Here is a 16,897-nt window from a genome sequence, read left to right as displayed (position 1 = left end):
AAATAAACAGAAAAACCACTACCAAAAGGGTAGGAACAACATTATGGCAAACTTAGTCAAAACCTTTTTATTGGGCGAACTCGTCAAAGGTATGGGCGTAACGCTCAAAAACTTCTTCGCCCGCAAAGACACGATTTACTTCCCCGAAGAGAAAACGCCGCAATCAGTGCGTTTCCGTGGGCTGCACGCGCAGCGCCGTTATCCCAACGGCGAGGAGCGATGCATTGCCTGTAAGCTGTGTGAAGCGGTGTGTCCGGCGATGGCCATCAACATCGAATCGGAAGAGCGCGCTGACGGCACGCGCCGCACCACGCGTTACGACATCGATTTGACTAAGTGTATTTTCTGTGGTTTCTGCGAAGAAGCCTGCCCGACCGATGCCATTGTCGAGACGCATATTTTCGAATACCACGGCGAGAAAAAAGGCGATTTGCACATGACCAAACCGATTTTGCTGGCCATCGGCGACAAATACGAAGCCGAAATCGCCAAGCGCAAAGCGGCGGATGCGCCGTATCGTTGAGGCCGTCTGAAACGTTTCAGACGGCATACCGAGATTAAAAACCGAGAAAGAGTGTTATGACCTTCTCCCTGATTCTGTTTTACATTCTGGCCGCAATCGTGCTTTACGGTGCTATCGGCACGGTCATCGCCAAAAACCCCGTGCATGCCGCGCTGCATTTGGTGCTGACTTTCTGCGTGAGCGCGATGATTTGGATGCTGATGCAGGCCGAATTTTTGGGCTTGACGCTGGTGGTGGTGTACGTCGGCGCAGTGATGGTGTTGTTCCTGTTCGTCGTAATGATGCTGAACATCGACGTCGAAGAAATGCGCAAAGGCTTTTGGCGGCATGCGCCGGCGGCAGGCGTGGTCGGCGTGTTGCTGGCGGTGGCCTTGATTCTGATTTTGATGAACCCGAAAACCGATTTGGCATCATTCGGCCTGATGCAAGATGTGCCGGCCGATTACGACAACATCCGCGATTTGGGTCGTCAGATTTACACCACTTATCTGCTGCCGTTTGAATTGGCGGCGGTGTTGCTGCTGCTCGGCATGGTGGCGGCGATTGCCTTGGTGCACCGTAAAACGACCAATCCGAAATACATTGCACCGGGCGATCAGGTGAAAGTTACGGTCGATGAGAGCCGTATGCGTTTGGTGAAAATGGATGCGGTCAAACCGAGTCCGAAACCGGAAGAAACCGTTTCAGACGGCCAAACATCAGAAAGCGAGGGCAAAGCATGATTACCTTGACGCATTATTTGGTGCTCGGTGCGCTGCTCTTCGGCATCAGCGCGATGGGCATTTTCATGAACCGCAAAAATGTGCTGGTGTTGTTGATGTCGATTGAATTGATGCTGCTGGCGGTGAATTTCAACTTCATCGCGTTTTCACAGCATTTGGGCGACACCGCAGGGCAGATTTTCGTGTTTTTTGTGTTGACCGTGGCTGCCGCCGAATCCGCCATCGGCTTGGCGATTATGGTGCTGGTGTACCGCAACCGACAAACCATCAACGTAGCCGATTTGGATAAACTGAAAGGCTGATTTTCAGGCCGTCTGAAAACAGAATCGAACCATGAAATCAATCGACGAAAAAAGTTTACAACATGCTTACCGCCTGTTTGACAGCGGCGATATTGATAAAATGGAAGTCGGCACGACACGCGGCTTGCAGCAGATTCATGCTTATTTGTTTGACGGTTTATATGATTTTGCCGGCGAAATCCGCGAGCTGAATATTTCCAAAGGCGGTTTCCGCTTTGCCAATGCGCTGTATCTGAAAGAAGCCTTGGCGAAAATTGAAAAGATGCCGGAAAACACCTTTGAAGACATCATCGCCAAATATGTGGAAATGAACATCGCCCATCCGTTTTTGGAGGGCAACGGCAGAAGCACACGCATTTGGTTGGATTTGGTGCTGAAGAAAAACCTGAAAAAAGTCGTGGATTGGCAGCATGTCGATAAAACCCTGTATTTACAGGCGATGGAACGCAGCCCTGTCAACGATTTGGAATTGCGCTTTTTATTGCAGGCGAATTTAACCGAAGACATCGACAACCGCGAGATGATTTTCAAAGGCATCGAGCAATCTTATTACTACGAAGGTTATCAGAAGGGCTGAAAAGCCGTCTGAAAAAGCTGAAACATTTTTTAAATTAAAAGGTTCATTTCTATGAACGACATGACTTTATATTTGATGATTGCCTTGTTGCCGCTGGCAGGCAGCCTGTTGGCCGGCTTGTTCGGCAACAAAATCGGCCGTGCCGGTGCGCATACGGTGACGATTCTCGGCGTGGCGGTGTCGGCGCTGTTGTCGGCCTATGTGTTGTGGGGCTTTATCAGCGGCACGCGTGCGAAGTTTGATGAGAATGTCTATACCTGGCTCACCATGGGCGGCTTGGATTTTTCGGTCGGCTTCTTGGTCGATTCGCTGACGGCGATGATGATGATGGTGGTGACGTTTGTGTCGCTGATGGTGCATATCTACACCATCGGCTATATGCACGATGAAAAAGTCGGCTACCAACGCTTTTTCAGCTATATTTCGCTGTTTACCTTCAGCATGTTGATGCTGGTGATGTCGAACAACTTTATCCAGCTTTTCTTCGGCTGGGAAGCAGTGGGCTTGGTGTCTTACCTGCTGATTGGTTTCTATTTCAAACGCGATAGCGCGATTTTTGCCAACTTGAAAGCCTTTTTGGTCAACCGTGTCGGCGATTTCGGATTTTTGCTCGGCATCGGTTTGGTGTTGGCTTATTTTGGCGGCAGCTTGCGTTATCAAGATGTGTTTGCCTATCTGCCGCAGATTCAGACGGCCACGATTCAGCTTTTTCCCGGTGTGGAATGGAGCTTGCTGACGGTGACCTGTATTTTGCTGTTTGTCGGTGCGATGGGTAAATCGGCGCAGTTTCCGCTGCATGTGTGGCTGCCCGATTCGATGGAAGGCCCGACGCCGATTTCCGCGCTGATTCACGCGGCCACGATGGTGACGGCGGGCTTGTTTATGGTGTCGCGCATGTCGCCGATGTATGAATTGAGCACCATGGCCTTGAGCTTCATCATGGTGACCGGTGCAATTACGGCACTGTTTATGGGCTTTTTGGGCACGATTCAAAACGACATCAAGCGCGTGGTGGCGTATTCGACCTTGTCGCAACTGGGCTACATGACCGTGGCCTTGGGCGCGTCGGCCTATTCGGTGGCAATGTTCCATGTGATGACGCACGCGTTTTTCAAAGCCTTGTTGTTCTTGGCGGCGGGCAGCGCGATTATCGGCATGCACCACGACCAAGACATGCGCCACATGGGCAATCTGAAAAAATACATGCCGATTACTTGGATTACCATGTTGCTGGGCAACTTGGCCTTGATCGGCACGCCGTTTTTCTCCGGCTTCTATTCCAAAGATTCGATTATCGAAGCGGCCAAATACAGCACCATTCCGGGCAGCGGTTTTGCCTATTTTGCGGTACTGGCCAGCGTGTTTGTGACCGCGTTTTACGCGTTCCGCCAATATTTTATGGTGTTCCACGGCAAAGAAAAATGGCGTGAAATTGAACACCATCATTCAGACGGCCACGACGAACACCATCACGGTTTGGGCAAAAATGACAACCCACACGAAAGCCCGTGGGTGGTAACCTTGCCGCTGGTTTTGCTGGCAATTCCGTCGGTGGTGATTGGTTATATCGTGATTGAGCCTATGCTGTATGGCGATTTCTTCAAAGACGTGATTTACGTCAACCACGAAGCGCATCCGACCATGCAGGTGATGGGCGAACATTTCCACGGTGCATTGGGCATGGTGGCGCACAGCTTCCAAACGCCGGTGCTGTATCTGGCAATTGCAGGCGTGTTGGCGGCATGGTTTTTGTATGTCAAAGCGCCGCATTTGCCGGCCAAAATCGCCGCTATATTCAGCCCGATTTACAAACTGCTGGACAACAAATACTTCTTCGATACGATTTACTACAACGTGTTCGCCAAAGGCAGCCGTGTATTGGGTAATTTCTTCTGGAAAGTCGGCGACGTGGCGATTATCGACAACGGTATCGTCAACAATTCCGCCAAAGTGGTGGGTGCAGTCGCCGCGCAAGTGCGCAAAATGCAGACCGGCTTTATCTACAGCTACGCCGCCGCGATGGTGTTCGGCGTGTTGGTGCTGCTGGGGCTGACTTTCTGGCGTTTGTTTGTGTAGTAGGTTTCAGACGGCCTCAAGATAACAACCTTAACTGTTTAAATTAAGCTAAAAACCACAGGAAAAAAACATGTTTTCCAACCACTTACTCAGCCTGGCCATATGGGTGCCGATTGCCGCGGGCTTGCTGGTATTGGCCACGGGCAAGGATAAGCGTGCGCCCTTGGCGCGTATCATCGCGTTTGTCGGTGCTTTGGCCGGCTTCTTGGTCACGCTGCCCTTGTTTACCGGATTCGACCGCTTGAGCGGCGGCTATCAGTTCACCGAGTTTTATCAGTGGATTCCGCTCTTGAAAGTGAATTACGCGCTGGGTGTGGACGGGATTTCGGTGCTGTTTGTCATTTTGAACGCGTTCATCACGCTGATGGTGGTCGTGGCCGGTTGGGAAGTGATTCAGAAGCGCACGGCGCAGTATATGGCGGCGTTTCTCATCATGAGCGGCCTGATTAACGGGGCGTTTGCGGCGCAGGATGCGTTGTTGTTTTATGTGTTTTTTGAAGGCATGCTGATTCCGCTGTATCTGATTATCGGCGTGTGGGGCGGCCCGCGCCGCGTGTATGCGTCGGTGAAGCTGTTTCTCTATACGCTGATGGGTTCGCTGCTGATGCTGGTGGCGCTGGTGTATTTGTCGTATCAGGCGGGCGGCAGCTTTTCGATTGTGGAATTGCAAAACATCAAACAGATTCCGCTGACGGTGCAGCAATTGCTGTTCGGCGCATTTTTCCTATCGTTTGCGGTGAAAGTGCCGATGTTTCCGGTGCATACTTGGTTGCCGGATGCCCACGTTGAGGCGCCGACCGGCGGTTCGATGGTGTTGGCGGCGATTACGCTGAAGCTGGGTGCGTATGGCTTTTTGCGCTTTGTTTTGCCGATTGTGCCCGATGCCGCGCGCTTTTTTGCGCCGGTGATGATTGTGTTGAGCCTGATTGCGGTGATTTACATCGGCATGGTGGCTTTGGTGCAGACCGACATGAAAAAGTTGGTGGCGTATTCTTCCATCAGCCACATGGGTTTCGTGACGCTGGGTATGTTTTTGTTTGTGGAAGGCAGTCTGAACGATTGGGCGCTGAAGGGTGCGATTATCCAGATGATTTCACACGGTTTCGTATCGGCGGCGATGTTTATGTGTATCGGCGTGATGTACGACCGCCTGCACACGCGCAATATTGCCGATTATGGCGGCGTGGTGAACGTGATGCCGAAATTTGCCGCGTTTATGATGCTGTTTGGCATGGCGAATGCGGGTTTGCCGGCCACTTCCGGCTTTGTCGGTGAATTTATGGTGATTATGGGCGCGGTGGAAACCAATTTCTGGATTGGCGCACTCGCTGCCTTGACGCTGATTTACGGTGCGTCTTACACCTTATGGATGTATAAACGCGTGATTTTCGGCGAGATTCACAATCCGCAAGTGGCCGAAATGAAAGACATCAACTGCCGCGAGTTTGCCGTATTGGCGGTGTTGGCGGTGGCCGTGTTGGGCATGGGTTTGTATCCGCAAGCCTTTATCGAAGTGGTGCATCAGGCGGCCAACGACCTGATTACGCAAGTCGCGCAAAGCAAGATTTGAGGTGTGTGAATGAACTGGACTGATTTGAATTTACTTCCTGCCATGCCTGAAATCGTTTTGCTGGCGGTGTTGTGCGTGGTGTTGCTGGCCGATTTGTGGATCAGTGACGACAAGCGTTTTCTGACCCACAGCATGAGCTTGATCGGCATTGTGATTGTGACGCTGGTGCAATTGGCGGTGTGGGAAAAGGGTAGCACGTCTTCTTTCCACGGCATGTATATCGCCGACGGTATGTCGCGTTTGGCCAAACTCACGCTCTATGGCTTGACGGCGGGGCTGTTTATTTACAGCAAACCTTACAATCAGGCGCGCGCGCTGTTTAAAGGCGAGTTTTACACGCTGTCGATGTTTGCCCTGTTGGGCATGAGCGTGATGATTAGCGCCGGTCATTTTCTGACGGCCTATATCGGTTTGGAACTGCTGTCGCTGTCGCTGTATGCCATGATTGCACTGCGCCGCGATTCGGCCGCTTCCGCCGAAGCCGCCTTGAAATATTTCGTGCTCGGCGCCTTGGCTTCGGGCTTGCTGCTGTATGGCATTTCCATGGTGTACGGCGCGACCGGCTCGCTGGAATTTGCCAGCGTATTGGCCACGGCGTTTAACGAAGAAGCCAACGATTGGCTGCTGAAATTAGGCTTGGTGTTTATCGTGGTGGCGATTGCGTTCAAACTCGGCGCCGTGCCGTTTCATATGTGGGTGCCGGACGTGTACCACGGCGCGCCGACTTCGGTCACTGCCTTTGTCGGCACCGCCCCGAAAATCGCCGCCGTGGTGTTTGCTTTCCGCATTTTGGTGACCGGTTTGGGCACCACATTTGAAGACTGGTCGCAAATGCTGGCGATTTTGGCAGTGGCATCGCTACTGGTCGGCAATTTGGCCGCCATCATGCAAACCAACATCAAACGCATGTTGGCTTATTCGACCATTTCGCACATGGGCTTTATCCTGCTGGCGTTTATGGCGGGCGCGGTCGGCTTTGCGGCAGGCTTGTATTACGCGATTACCTATGCCGTGATGAGCGCGGTCGGTTTCGGTGTGTTGATGGTGTTGTCGAATGAAACCATCGAATGCGAAGACATCAAAGACTTGGCCGGCCTGAACCAACGCCATGCGTGGTATTCGTTTTTAATGCTGCTGTGTATGTTCTCGATGGCCGGTATTCCGCCGCTGATGGGCTTTTACGCCAAATTTGCCGTGATTAAGGCGCTGTTGTCGCAAGGCTATGTCGGTCTGTCGGTATTTGCCGTGATCATGAGTCTGATTGGCGCGTTCTACTACCTGCGTGTGGTGAAAACCATTTACTTCGACGAAGCTGATCACGACCAACCTGTCGGCGGCAATTATGCGGTGAAATTCGTGCTGACCGTTAATGCCTTGCTGTTGCTGCTGTGGGGCATCATGCCGCAAACCGTCATCGACTGGTGCGCCGCGGCCTTGAATAATACCTTGTAAACGACGAAGAAAAGTAACGGCAACCTGCAAAAGGTTGCCGTTTTTTGTTAAGATAGCAGATGTGTTGTTCAGACGGCCTGAGACCTTTGCAAACGCCCCATCTTTGGTACATTTCTTCGTTATGCGCTGCTCGAAAGCTTGCCTATCTATGTGATATGTCTGCGCTTTCTGTGCTGCTCTAACTGCGAACTGTACTCAAATCTGAGGTTTTGCAAAGGTCTCGGCCTGATAATGTTTTAAGGCCGTCTGAAAAACGTTGGGCTTAAACCCAAGTGACAACACTCCGCATAAACCAAAAAGATTTTTTCAGACGGCCTCAAAATATCATAGGCCGTCTGAAACCCGAAAGACCAAAATGACCGTATCCATGTATATCCTGTTGCTGTTGGCGCTGATTTTTGCCAACGCACCTTTTTTAACCAATAAGCTCTTGGGCGTGATTCCCGTGGCCAAAAAGCATTTTGGCCATCACCTGCTGGAGCTCTTTATCGGCTTCGGCATCACCGCCGCGCTGGCTTATCTGCTCGAATCCCGCGCCGGTGCCGTGCATCCGCAGGAATGGGAGTTTTACGCCGTAACCGTGTGCCTGTATCTGATTTTCGCGTTCCCTTGTTTCGTGTGGCGTTATTTTTGGAACGCGCGCAACGTTCAATAATGTTTCAGACGGCCTGTTTACCATATTGTAAAAGGCCGTCTGAAACCGCCCCGCTCCTGCAACCTGTCCCCTCCCCATGAGGGGGAGGGCTAGGGAGAGGGGGAAAACTTAAACATACAGCCCCCGATATTTTTTCAGCCACCTAAACCCATTGCACAACTTAGCCTGAAGTGAACCCACCATGACCATCCAAAACCTGTCGCAAGCCAAACTCATTGTTGTCAAAGTCGGCTCCAGCCTTGTCACCGCTGAGGGTAAAGGCATCGACCAAATCGCACTCAACCGTTGGGCGACGCAGATTGCCGAATTGAGAGCCAAAGGCGTGCAGGTGATTTTTGTCTCCAGCGGTGCGATTGCCGAGGGCATCAAGCGTTTGGGTTGGGTGAAGCGGCCTACCGCCATTAACGAATTGCAAGCGGCGGCGGCGGTCGGGCAGATGGGTATTGCGCAGGCTTACGAATACGCCTTTGCCTACCACGGCATCCAAACCGCACAAATCTTGCTTACGCATGAAGACTTAAGTAACCGCACCCGCTATCTCAACGCCCGCAGCACCTTGCTGACCTTGGTTGAAAAAGGCATGGTGCCGATTATCAATGAAAACGACACCGTCACCACCCACGAAATCAAACTCGGCGACAACGACACCTTGGGCGCGCTGGTGACCAACTTGGTTGATGCCGATGCGCTGGTGATTCTCACCGACCAAAGCGGCTTATACGACAGCGACCCGCGCAAAAATCCGCACGCCAAGTTTATCCACCAAATCGAAGCCGACCATCCCGAACTTGAAGCCATGGCCGGCGGCGCAGGCAGCAGCGTCGGCACCGGCGGCATGTACACCAAAGTGACCGCCGCCAAACGCGCAGCCTTGAGCGGTGCAGCCACCGTGGTCGCCAGCGGCCGCGAGCCGAATGTGCTGGTGCGCCTGCAACAAGGCGAATCCATCGGCACGCTGTTCACCAGCACCCACAGCCGCGTTGCCGCCCGCAAACAATGGCTGCTCGGCCATATCCAAATCGCCGGTAGAATCACCGTCGACAGTGGTGCCGCGCGAGCCGTGGCCGAAAAACACGCCAGCCTGCTGCCGGTGGGTTGTATCGGTGTGGACGGCCATTTCCATCGTGGCGAACTGGTGGCCGTGGTCGATCAAAACGGCCAAGAAATCGCCCGCGGCTTAATCAATTACAGCAGCGATGAAACCGCCAAAATCCTGCAAACCGATTCGCATCATATCCATGACAAACTCGGTTACGCGCAGGAAGAAGAGTTGATTCACCGCGACAATATGGCTTTGCGCCGGTAGGAAATATTAAAGGCCGTCTGAAAGGTATAGATTGCGTGCCTTTCAGACGGCCTTTTATTTCGCTAAATCAATATATTATTCAATAAAACTGAATTCTGCTAAAATTAATTTTCTTGATTTCAGACGGCCTAAGCTATGCAAAAAATCACCTTGATTTGGTTTCGCCGCAATTTACGTCTGTCCGACAATGCCGTGCTGCAACACGCTGTGATGCGTGGCTTGCCGCTTACGGCGGCGTATGTTTTGCAGCGACCGTCTGAAAGTGTGAATCCGCGCCAAGCGGCGTTTCATCATCAGGCAGCAGCGGAATTGTCGGCGGCCTTGGCAGAAAAGGGTGTGCCGCTGTTTGCCGTGCAGGGCGATGTGGCGGAAGCCATGCTGGATTTGGCCACGCGGTTGAACGCGCAATATGTGTTGGTCGACGAAGCCTACACGCCGTCTGAAATTGAGCGCGACAACCGCATTTGGCGGCTGCTGGACGCACAAGGCATTGCCTTTGAGCGTTTTAACGACCGCACCGTCTTTGCCAAGGCCGACATCATGAGCGAACACGGCCGCCCGTATCTGGAATTTGCCCCGTATAAACAGGCGTGGTTGCACGCTTTTGCGCAGCAGTTTACGGAACAAAGGCCGTCTGAACAGCCCAAAATTCCGTTTCAGACGGCCTTTGCCGATTTGCCCCCGTTTCCAGAAATGGAACCGATCGCATTGATGCAGCAAGGCGGTGAACAGGCGGCGTGGCGGCAATGGCAGCAGTTTGCGCCGCAATTGGGCGTGTATCCTTTACTGAAAGATTTTCCTGCCAAAAAAGCCACGTCGCAATTGGGTGCGTATTTGTCCGCCGGTTGCATTTCGCCGCGTATGTTGGCCGTTGAAGCCGCTGCACGCGGTGCGCATGATTGGTTGGAAAACCTGATTCGGCGTGATTTTTACCAGCAATGGATGTTCCATCATCCCGAAGCGGCGCAGCAAATGGATGATGACATTGCCGTCAACGCCGATTTTTTCCGCCGTTGGACACAAGGCGAAACCGGTTTCCCGCTCATCGATGCCGCCATGCGTTGTTTGCAGCGCAGCGGCTGGTTGCCGCCGGTGTTGCGGCGGGTGGTGGCGCAGTTTTGGTGCGTGACCTTGCAACAACCTTGGCAGCACGGCGCGCGTTGGTTTGCGCAAAATCAGTTGGACGATGATGCCGCCGTCAATCTCGGCAACTGGCAAACTGCCGCCGGATTATTGTCGCTGCACACACCGCGCGTGCCGCATCCGACTGTGGCCGCACAACAATTCGACCCCGACGGCACGTTTATCCGCCGCCATCTGCCCGAGCTTGCCCATCTTCCCAAAGACGTGATTCACGCGCCGTGGCTGGCGCGTGCTGATGTCGATCGGCATGGCTATCCGCTGCCGATGGTGGAGATTTGAAACGTATTGCCGACTAAGAAAGGCCGTCTGAAAATAAAAAGATCGAAAATCGATATTTTTCAGACGGCCTAGACGATTCTATTTTAACAACAATAAACCCTTTAAACCTCAACATTTATGCGCTCCTTCACATTCAAAAAACCGTCTTTCTTCAAAACTTCCGCCTTTTCTCGCCGCCGGATGTCCGAGCGTACGCACTTTGTTGAAAGCTGGCTCAATTCTTACGAACGCTACCGCTACCGCCGCCTGATTCATGCCGTGCGTTTGGGCTTGGCGGTGGTGTTTGCCACGCTGTTGGCGCGTCTGCCGCAGGTCGAGCACGGAGAATGGATCGGTATGACGGTGTTCATCGTGTTGGGTATGTTGCAGTTTCAGGGCGCGATTTATTCCAAGGCGGTGGAACGGATGCTCGGCACGGTCATCGGTTTGGGCGTGGGCTTGAGTGTGTTGTGGTTGAACCAGCATTATTTTCACGGCGGCATTTTGTTTTATGTGGCGGTGGGCGTGTTGAGCGCGTTGTCGGGCTGGGCGGCGGTCGGTAAAAACGGCTACATGCCGATGCTGGTCGGCTTGACCATGTGTATGCTGATTGGCGACAGCAGTATGGATTGGCTCGACAGCGGCGTGACCCGTGCGTTGAACGTGTTGATTGGCGCGCTGATTGCGATTGGTGCGGCTAAATTATTGCCTTTGCGCTCGACTTTGATGTGGCGTTTTATGCTGGCAGACAATTTAACCGAATGCAGCCGCATCATCGCTGAAGTGAGCAACGGCCAACGCATGACGCGCGAACGTTTGGCGCAAAACCGCGCCCAAATGAAGCAAATTAATGCGCTTTTGGTGAAAAGCCGCAGCCATCTCGATGCCATGTCGGGTGAGAGCCATATCAGCAAACCGATGATGGAGTCGATGCAGTTGGCGCACCGCAAAATCGTCAACAGCACCGAATTGCTGCTCACCACTTCGGCCAAGCTGCAGCAGCCGGAAATCAGCGAAGCGGAAGCCAAGCTCATCAGCCGCCAGTTTGCCCAATTGCAGCGCGAATTGCGTTTGACCGTGCGCCTGATTAAAGGCCACTACGCGCGCCGCATTCGTTTTGACAACGGCCCGAATCCCGAATTGGAAAAGCTGGCGCAGCATTTGCCGTTTGATTGGCAGGGTTTTTTATGGCTCGGTGCCAATACCCGCAACGAAGTTTCCGGCTTGGTGATTTTGTTGCAGCGCACCCGCCGCCGCTGGCTCGATGGCTATGAGTTGCAACGTTTGCGCACTTATTTGCTGGAGCGTAGGGCAGGCGAAGTTTCGGAAGAGCAGGCCGTCTGAAAATAAATTTGAGTTTGTCATCAAAAAACGGGTGCGCTATTGTAGGATGATGCACTTTCACTAAAACAATAATCTGTTAATGTCAGCTTATCCACAAGGCCGTCTGAAAGCCGATGATTCATGTTTTCAGACGGCTTTTGTTTTCCGTTTGCGATTAAATAAGCTAGAATATTGACTAAATAACGACAACCACAAAGTAGAAATAGCATGATAAACCGTTGGCTTTACACACAACTTTGGAAAACAGTGCCGCCGCTGATCCGCCGCTACCTAAAAAAACGTGCCGACAAATCGCCTGCTTATTTGGATAACTGGGACGAACGTTTCGGCGCGCCTTTGCACAATCCGGTGCAACAGCCGATTTGGATTCACGCCGTGTCGGTGGGTGAAACCCGCGCCGTGCAGCCCTTGATTACTGCCTTGCGCCGTTATTTTGCCGATGCGCCGCTGTTGCTGACGCAGATGACGCCGACCGGCCGCGCCGCCGCTGAAGAATTGTTCCCCGATGCGCAATGCCGTTATCTGCCTTATGACAAGCCGGAGTGGATTGAGCAATTTTTGCGCGAACACAAGCCGCGGTTCGGTGTGTTGATGGAAACCGAAATCTGGCCGAATTTGATTTACGGTTGTGCCGAAGAGGGCGTGCCGCTGTTTTTGGCGAACGCGCGCTTGTCGGAAAAATCGCAAAACGGCTATTTGAAAATCCGCCGCTTGGTCGCACCTGCCATGCAAACTTTGTGTGGCTGCTTTGCCCAAACCGCCGCCGATGCCGAGCGCCTGCATTTAATCGGCGCGTCGAATGTGCATGTCTGCGGCAACACCAAATACGATATCACCCCGCCGGAAGGCATGCGCTCGTTGGCGGCAGCATTTAAGGAACGCATCGGCAACCGGCCGGTGGTGTTGTGTGCCAGTACCCGTGCGCACAAAGGCACCGATGAAGCGGAGTTATTATTGAAAGCATGGCAGCGCTATCAAGGCGATGCTTTATTAGTGATTGTGCCGCGCCATCCCGAGCGTTTTCAGACGGCCTTTGATACTGCTGCCAGTTTAGGCTTTACGGTACAAAAACGCAGCGACAATGACTTGGTGTCGCCGCAAACGCAAGTGTGGATTGGTGACAGCATGGGCGAATTGTTTGCCTATTATTTGAGCGCAAATGTGGCGTTTGTCGGCGGCAGTTTGGTCGATACCGGCTGTCAAAACATCATCGAGCCGATTGCTTGCGGCGTGCCGACTTTGTTTGGTCCGTCCACTTATAATTTTGCTGCCGCGTGTGATTTGGCGGTTAAAGCCGGTGCGGCGCAACAGATTAAGAGTGCAGAAGAGTGGTTGCAAGCCGCTGAAACCTGTTTGAATGATGCAGAAGTGAGCAACCGGTTTAGCGGCAATGCCGAAGCGTTTGTGTCGGCACACCGCGGCGCGAGCGAGCGCATGGCTTATGAAATCGGCAAAATGATTTTGAAAAAAGAAGTGCTGCGCTTTAAGAAAGACGATGCACAAGAAACTACGCCGGTGATTGTGGGCAAATAAGTTTTTCCACATAAGAAAAGGCCGTCTGAAACCAACTGGAGTTAAGGTTTCAGACGGCCTTTATTGTTTGGCCGGATTAACGGTTTACTTGGCTGCCGATTACCCCCCCCAAGGCTGCACCGCCCAAAGTAGAAGCTGTATCGCCGCCCAACAGGTTACCTGCTACACCGCCGACAACAGCGCCGGTTGCGGTATTGCGTTGAGAAGTTGACATGCCGGCACATGCGCTCAAAGAAGCGGCAACGGCAATCAGGGCAACGGTTTTGGTGATCATTGATTTCATAAAAGTCTCCAATCCAAAAGGATTCTTGTTGTTCGGTGTTGTTTGGCTAGTATGGCACAAACTTGGTTTAATAATATCTTATAAAAGTAAAGACTCTTTAAACTAAGAAAATTTTTTTATGCGTGGCACTTCTTTTACAGCGGGTGTACACTATGGCGGCAATTTTAGAAGAATGAATAGAGAATCAGCGATGAGTATTTATGCGGTGGCACACATTGTGCATTTATTTTGTGCGATTGCTTTTGTCGGCGGCGTTTTTTTTGAAATGCTGGTGTTGTCGGTTATGCACACCAAGCGCGTATCGCGCGAGGCGCGGCGCGAAGTGGAAAAAGCGATGTCGTATCGCGCCGTGCGGGTGATGCCGCCGGTGGTGATTGTGTTGTTTTTATCGGGCTTGGTGATGGTGTTTGAACGCTATGTGCCGGTGTTTCATCAGCCGTTTGCATCGTCTTTCGGTACGATGCTGTTTCTCAAGGTATTGCTGGCATTTAGCGTGTTGCTGCATTTTGCCATCGCCGTGGTCAAAATGGCGCGCGGCACCTTAACCGTGGGTTGGTCGAAATATATTCATGTTGTGGTGTTTACCCATATGCTGCTGATTGTGTTTTTTGCCAAAGCGATGTTTTATTGGGTGTGGTGACAACAAGATGAAAAAAAAGATGAGACCTTTGCAAAATCCCTATCTTTGGCACATTTCTTCGTTGTGCGCTGCTCGAAAGCTTGCCTATCTTGATGATATGTCTTCGCTTTCTGCGCTGCTGCAACTTTGAACTGTGCTCAAATCTAGGGTTTTACAAAGGTCTCAGGCCGTCTGAATATTCAGGCGGCCTTTTTGCGGCAGGATACTAAAATTATTTAGTGGCTGCTTCTTTGGCTACGTCAGCCGCATCGTTTGCCGCATCTTTGGCATCGTTTTTGGCATCAGTCATGGCAGAAGCGGCGTTATCAGTGGCTTCTTTTACCGCAGCAGCTGCATCGTTTGCAGCACCTTTGGCATCAGAGGCTACGGCTTGAGCCGCTTCTTTAGATTCTTGTTTGGCTTCTTGTGAACAAGCGGCCAAACCGGCTACCATCATCGCAGCAATCAGAAATTTTTTCATATTTTGTCCTTTCATTATCAACGTATCGGTTTTGAGCCGATGGAAAATCATAGCACAGCGTATGCATTGCGACAGCTTTATTTCAATCAAAAATGCCTGAAATAAAAATTTTTTCAAAAAAGTGTTGACAGTAAAAAATCCGGTCTCTATAATACGCAGCTTATCGGGTCGTTAGCTCAGTCGGTAGAGCAGCGGACTTTTAATCCGTTGGTCGAAGGTTCGAATCCTTCACGACCCACCAGATAAAGAAAACCTGCTTAGCAATAAGCAGGTTTTTTTACGCTTGTTGCAAAAGGTTGTGTGCGATTTCAGACGGCCTTTACTAGATAAAACAAGCGGTTTCGCGTAAAATATGCGCAATTTTATTATCTTCTCAAAAGGCCGTCTGAATCTGCGGCCTGTCTTTATTTTTGGAAAACACCATGAGCGAACAGCACAATCCGTCTGTCGAGCCGCAACTTGACGAAAACCAAATCATGGCCTTGCGCCGCGAGAAACTCAACGACATCCGCAAAGTACGCAATGCCTATCCCAACGATTTCAAACGCGACAGCTTTGCCGCCGATTTGCACAACCAATACGATGCCTTGAGCAAAGAAGAGCTTGATCCGCAAGCCGTGCCGGTGAAAATTGCCGGCCGCATGATGCTCAAGCGCGCGATGGGTAAAGCCAGCTTTGCCACCATTCAAGATGCCAGTGGTCAAATCCAGCTGTATATCAACAATCAAGGCGTAGGCGAAGCGGCGCACGATGATTTCAAACATTGGGACATGGGCGACATTGTCGGCGCGGAAGGCACGTTGTTCAAAACCAACCACGGCGAATTGACCGTGCGCGTGTCGGCGATTCATTTACTGAGCAAATCGCTGCGTCCGCTGCCGGACAAACACAAAGGCTTGTCTGACCAAGAAACCAAATACCGCCAGCGTTATGTTGATTTGATTGCCAATGAAGAATCGCGCCAAACCTTCATCAAACGCAGCCAGATTATCCAATCAGTACGCAATTTCATGGTGGGCGAGCAGTATTTGGAAGTGGAAACGCCGATGATGCACCCGATTCCGGGCGGCGCCACGGCCAAACCGTTTGTGACCCATCACAATGCCTTGGATATTCCGCTGTATCTGCGTATCGCGCCGGAATTGTATCTGAAACGCTTGGTGGTTGGCGGTTTGGAGCGTGTGTTTGAAATTAACCGCAGCTTCCGTAACGAAGGTATGTCGGTGCGCCACAATCCTGAATTCACCATGATTGAGTTCTACGAAGCGTTTTCCGATTACGAACGCATGATGCAAATGGCGGAAGACATCATCCGCAGCGCATCGGTAACAGTTAACGGCACCGCCAAAATCAGCTACAACGGCAAAGAAGTCGATTTGGAAAGCCCGTTTGAGCGTTTGACAATTTTAGGTGCGATTAAAAAATACAACCCGCACTACACCGACGAGCAGTTGAACGATGCCGAATGGCTGAAAAAAGAAATTGTCAAACACGGCGAGAGCCTGCCGCCTTCACCGGGCATTGGCAGCCTGCAATTGGCGTTGTTTGAAGGTTGCGCCGAGAGCAAATTGTGGAACCCGACCTTCATCGTGGATTATCCGGTCGAAGTGTCGCCATTGGCACGCGCCTCCGACAGCAAACCGGGTTTGACCGAGCGTTTTGAATTGTTTGTGGTCGGCCGCGAATTGGCCAACGGCTATTCTGAGTTGAACGATCCGGAAGACCAAGCAAACCGCTTCAAATCGCAAGTGGCACAAAAAGATGCCGGCGACGATGAAGCCATGCATTACGATGCCGACTACATCCGCGCGATGGAATACGGTTTGCCGCCGACCGGTGGTTGCGGTATCGGCATCGACCGTTTGGTGATGCTGCTGACCGATGCACAAACCATCCGTGATGTGATTTTGTTCCCACAAATGCGTCCGGAATAAAACGTTATTTTCAAGGCCGTCTGAAACGTTCAGACGGCTTTTTCTTGTGAATGATGGTGTACGGTTGCAGTAAAGATGTTGGCATTTCTGAAAATACAACCATTTAAACAGGCGCTTAC

At 51.8% G+C, this 16,897-nt stretch carries 16 protein-coding genes and 1 tRNA gene; 15 read left to right on the top strand and 2 right to left on the bottom strand.

The annotated features are described in order from the left end of the window. Window positions 1-43 precede the first annotated feature (43 nt). The 12 genes from nuoI (at window position 44) to waaA (ending at window position 13,461) form a co-directional block, all read left to right on the top strand. Window positions 44-523 (top strand): NADH-quinone oxidoreductase subunit NuoI, encoded by a 480-nt coding sequence (gene nuoI, locus CRG49_RS00305; protein WP_095503506.1) that lies wholly within the window; start codon window positions 44-46, stop codon window positions 521-523. Between the two features lie 56 nt (window positions 524-579). Beyond that, complete coding sequence (locus CRG49_RS00300; RefSeq protein ID WP_095503505.1) at window positions 580-1,245, top strand: NADH-quinone oxidoreductase subunit J; 666 nt, start codon at window positions 580-582, stop codon at window positions 1,243-1,245. Next, the gene (gene nuoK / locus CRG49_RS00295) at window positions 1,242-1,547 is read left to right on the top strand and encodes an NADH-quinone oxidoreductase subunit NuoK (RefSeq protein WP_095503504.1); all 306 of its coding nucleotides are present in this window, start codon (window positions 1,242-1,244) and stop codon (window positions 1,545-1,547) included. Before CRG49_RS00300 ends, nuoK begins: the two co-directional genes overlap by 4 nt. A gap of 31 nt (window positions 1,548-1,578) precedes the next feature. Beyond that, entirely contained in the window at window positions 1,579-2,124 is a 546-nt protein-coding gene (gene fic / locus CRG49_RS00290) for a protein adenylyltransferase Fic (protein ID WP_095503503.1), read from the top strand. 51 nt (window positions 2,125-2,175) lie between these two features. Then, complete coding sequence (nuoL, locus tag CRG49_RS00285) at window positions 2,176-4,200, top strand: NADH-quinone oxidoreductase subunit L (RefSeq protein ID WP_095503502.1); 2,025 nt, start codon at window positions 2,176-2,178, stop codon at window positions 4,198-4,200. Window positions 4,201-4,270: 70 nt separating this feature from the next. Further along, the gene (locus CRG49_RS00280; RefSeq protein ID WP_095503501.1) at window positions 4,271-5,770 is read left to right on the top strand and encodes an NADH-quinone oxidoreductase subunit M; all 1,500 of its coding nucleotides are present in this window, start codon (window positions 4,271-4,273) and stop codon (window positions 5,768-5,770) included. A 9-nt stretch (window positions 5,771-5,779) separates the two neighbouring features. Further along, complete coding sequence (nuoN, locus tag CRG49_RS00275) at window positions 5,780-7,222, top strand: NADH-quinone oxidoreductase subunit NuoN (protein ID WP_095503500.1); 1,443 nt, start codon at window positions 5,780-5,782, stop codon at window positions 7,220-7,222. Window positions 7,223-7,577: 355 nt separating this feature from the next. Beyond that, on the top strand, window positions 7,578-7,877 hold the full coding sequence (locus CRG49_RS00270) for a DUF2818 family protein (protein ID WP_095503499.1): 300 nt from the start codon (window positions 7,578-7,580) through the stop codon (window positions 7,875-7,877). 181 nt (window positions 7,878-8,058) lie between these two features. Further along, window positions 8,059-9,183, top strand: coding sequence for a glutamate 5-kinase (proB, locus tag CRG49_RS00265; RefSeq protein WP_095503080.1), 1,125 nt, complete (start codon window positions 8,059-8,061; stop codon window positions 9,181-9,183). A 135-nt stretch (window positions 9,184-9,318) separates the two neighbouring features. Continuing rightward, window positions 9,319-10,605: a deoxyribodipyrimidine photo-lyase gene (locus CRG49_RS00260; RefSeq protein WP_095503079.1), complete on the top strand. Its 1,287-nt coding sequence runs from the start codon at window positions 9,319-9,321 to the stop codon at window positions 10,603-10,605. Between the two features lie 180 nt (window positions 10,606-10,785). Next, window positions 10,786-11,928, top strand: a complete 1,143-nt coding sequence (locus tag CRG49_RS00255) for an FUSC family protein (RefSeq protein WP_095503083.1) — start codon at window positions 10,786-10,788, stop codon at window positions 11,926-11,928. 207 nt (window positions 11,929-12,135) lie between these two features. Then, window positions 12,136-13,461 (top strand): lipid IV(A) 3-deoxy-D-manno-octulosonic acid transferase, encoded by a 1,326-nt coding sequence (gene waaA / locus CRG49_RS00250; RefSeq protein WP_095503078.1) that lies wholly within the window; start codon window positions 12,136-12,138, stop codon window positions 13,459-13,461. 76 nt (window positions 13,462-13,537) lie between these two features. Here waaA and CRG49_RS00245 read toward each other — a convergent pair whose 3' ends face one another. After that, on the bottom strand, window positions 13,538-13,744 hold the full coding sequence (locus tag CRG49_RS00245) for a glycine zipper 2TM domain-containing protein (protein ID WP_095503077.1): 207 nt from the start codon (window positions 13,742-13,744) through the stop codon (window positions 13,538-13,540). Between the two features lie 190 nt (window positions 13,745-13,934). On the opposite strand from CRG49_RS00245, the gene CRG49_RS00240 reads away from it, so the two are divergent. Then, window positions 13,935-14,384, top strand: a complete 450-nt coding sequence (locus tag CRG49_RS00240; protein ID WP_095503076.1) for a CopD family copper resistance protein — start codon at window positions 13,935-13,937, stop codon at window positions 14,382-14,384. Between the two features lie 211 nt (window positions 14,385-14,595). On the opposite strand, the gene CRG49_RS00230 is transcribed toward CRG49_RS00240, so the two are convergent. Beyond that, entirely contained in the window at window positions 14,596-14,844 is a 249-nt protein-coding gene (locus CRG49_RS00230; RefSeq protein ID WP_095503074.1) for a hypothetical protein, read from the bottom strand. 165 nt (window positions 14,845-15,009) lie between these two features. On the opposite strand from CRG49_RS00230, the gene CRG49_RS00225 reads away from it, so the two are divergent. Together CRG49_RS00225 and lysS are read left to right on the top strand one after the other, a co-directional pair. Continuing rightward, a tRNA-Lys gene (locus CRG49_RS00225) sits at window positions 15,010-15,085 on the top strand. Window positions 15,086-15,266: 181 nt separating this feature from the next. Beyond that, the gene (gene lysS / locus CRG49_RS00220) at window positions 15,267-16,778 is read left to right on the top strand and encodes a lysine--tRNA ligase (protein WP_095503082.1); all 1,512 of its coding nucleotides are present in this window, start codon (window positions 15,267-15,269) and stop codon (window positions 16,776-16,778) included. Window positions 16,779-16,897: the final 119 nt, after the last annotated feature.

This window comes from Neisseria sp. N95_16 (assembly GCF_002551535.2).
Classification (GTDB): domain Bacteria; phylum Pseudomonadota; class Gammaproteobacteria; order Burkholderiales; family Neisseriaceae; genus Neisseria; species Neisseria brasiliensis.
The sequence above is the reverse complement of the archived record's forward strand: the minus strand, read 5'-3'. Positions and strand labels throughout refer to the sequence as shown.

Bases quoted from the DNA above. Each gene is read 5' to 3' on its own strand.
- nuoI (WP_095503506.1), top strand. From the start codon at position 44: ATGGCAAACTTAGTCAAAACCTTTTTATTGGGCGAACTCGTCAAAGGT.
- CRG49_RS00300 (WP_095503505.1), top strand. From the start codon at position 580: ATGACCTTCTCCCTGATTCTGTTTTACATTCTGGCCGCAATCGTGCTT.
- nuoK (WP_095503504.1), top strand. From the start codon at position 1,242: ATGATTACCTTGACGCATTATTTGGTGCTCGGTGCGCTGCTCTTCGGC.
- fic (WP_095503503.1), top strand. From the start codon at position 1,579: ATGAAATCAATCGACGAAAAAAGTTTACAACATGCTTACCGCCTGTTT.
- nuoL (WP_095503502.1), top strand. From the start codon at position 2,176: ATGAACGACATGACTTTATATTTGATGATTGCCTTGTTGCCGCTGGCA.
- CRG49_RS00280 (WP_095503501.1), top strand. From the start codon at position 4,271: ATGTTTTCCAACCACTTACTCAGCCTGGCCATATGGGTGCCGATTGCC.
- nuoN (WP_095503500.1), top strand. From the start codon at position 5,780: ATGAACTGGACTGATTTGAATTTACTTCCTGCCATGCCTGAAATCGTT.
- CRG49_RS00270 (WP_095503499.1), top strand. From the start codon at position 7,578: ATGACCGTATCCATGTATATCCTGTTGCTGTTGGCGCTGATTTTTGCC.
- proB (WP_095503080.1), top strand. From the start codon at position 8,059: ATGACCATCCAAAACCTGTCGCAAGCCAAACTCATTGTTGTCAAAGTC.
- CRG49_RS00260 (WP_095503079.1), top strand. From the start codon at position 9,319: ATGCAAAAAATCACCTTGATTTGGTTTCGCCGCAATTTACGTCTGTCC.
- CRG49_RS00255 (WP_095503083.1), top strand. From the start codon at position 10,786: ATGTCCGAGCGTACGCACTTTGTTGAAAGCTGGCTCAATTCTTACGAA.
- waaA (WP_095503078.1), top strand. From the start codon at position 12,136: ATGATAAACCGTTGGCTTTACACACAACTTTGGAAAACAGTGCCGCCG.
- CRG49_RS00245 (WP_095503077.1), bottom strand. From the start codon at position 13,744: ATGAAATCAATGATCACCAAAACCGTTGCCCTGATTGCCGTTGCCGCT.
- CRG49_RS00240 (WP_095503076.1), top strand. From the start codon at position 13,935: ATGAGTATTTATGCGGTGGCACACATTGTGCATTTATTTTGTGCGATT.
- CRG49_RS00230 (WP_095503074.1), bottom strand. From the start codon at position 14,844: ATGAAAAAATTTCTGATTGCTGCGATGATGGTAGCCGGTTTGGCCGCT.
- lysS (WP_095503082.1), top strand. From the start codon at position 15,267: ATGAGCGAACAGCACAATCCGTCTGTCGAGCCGCAACTTGACGAAAAC.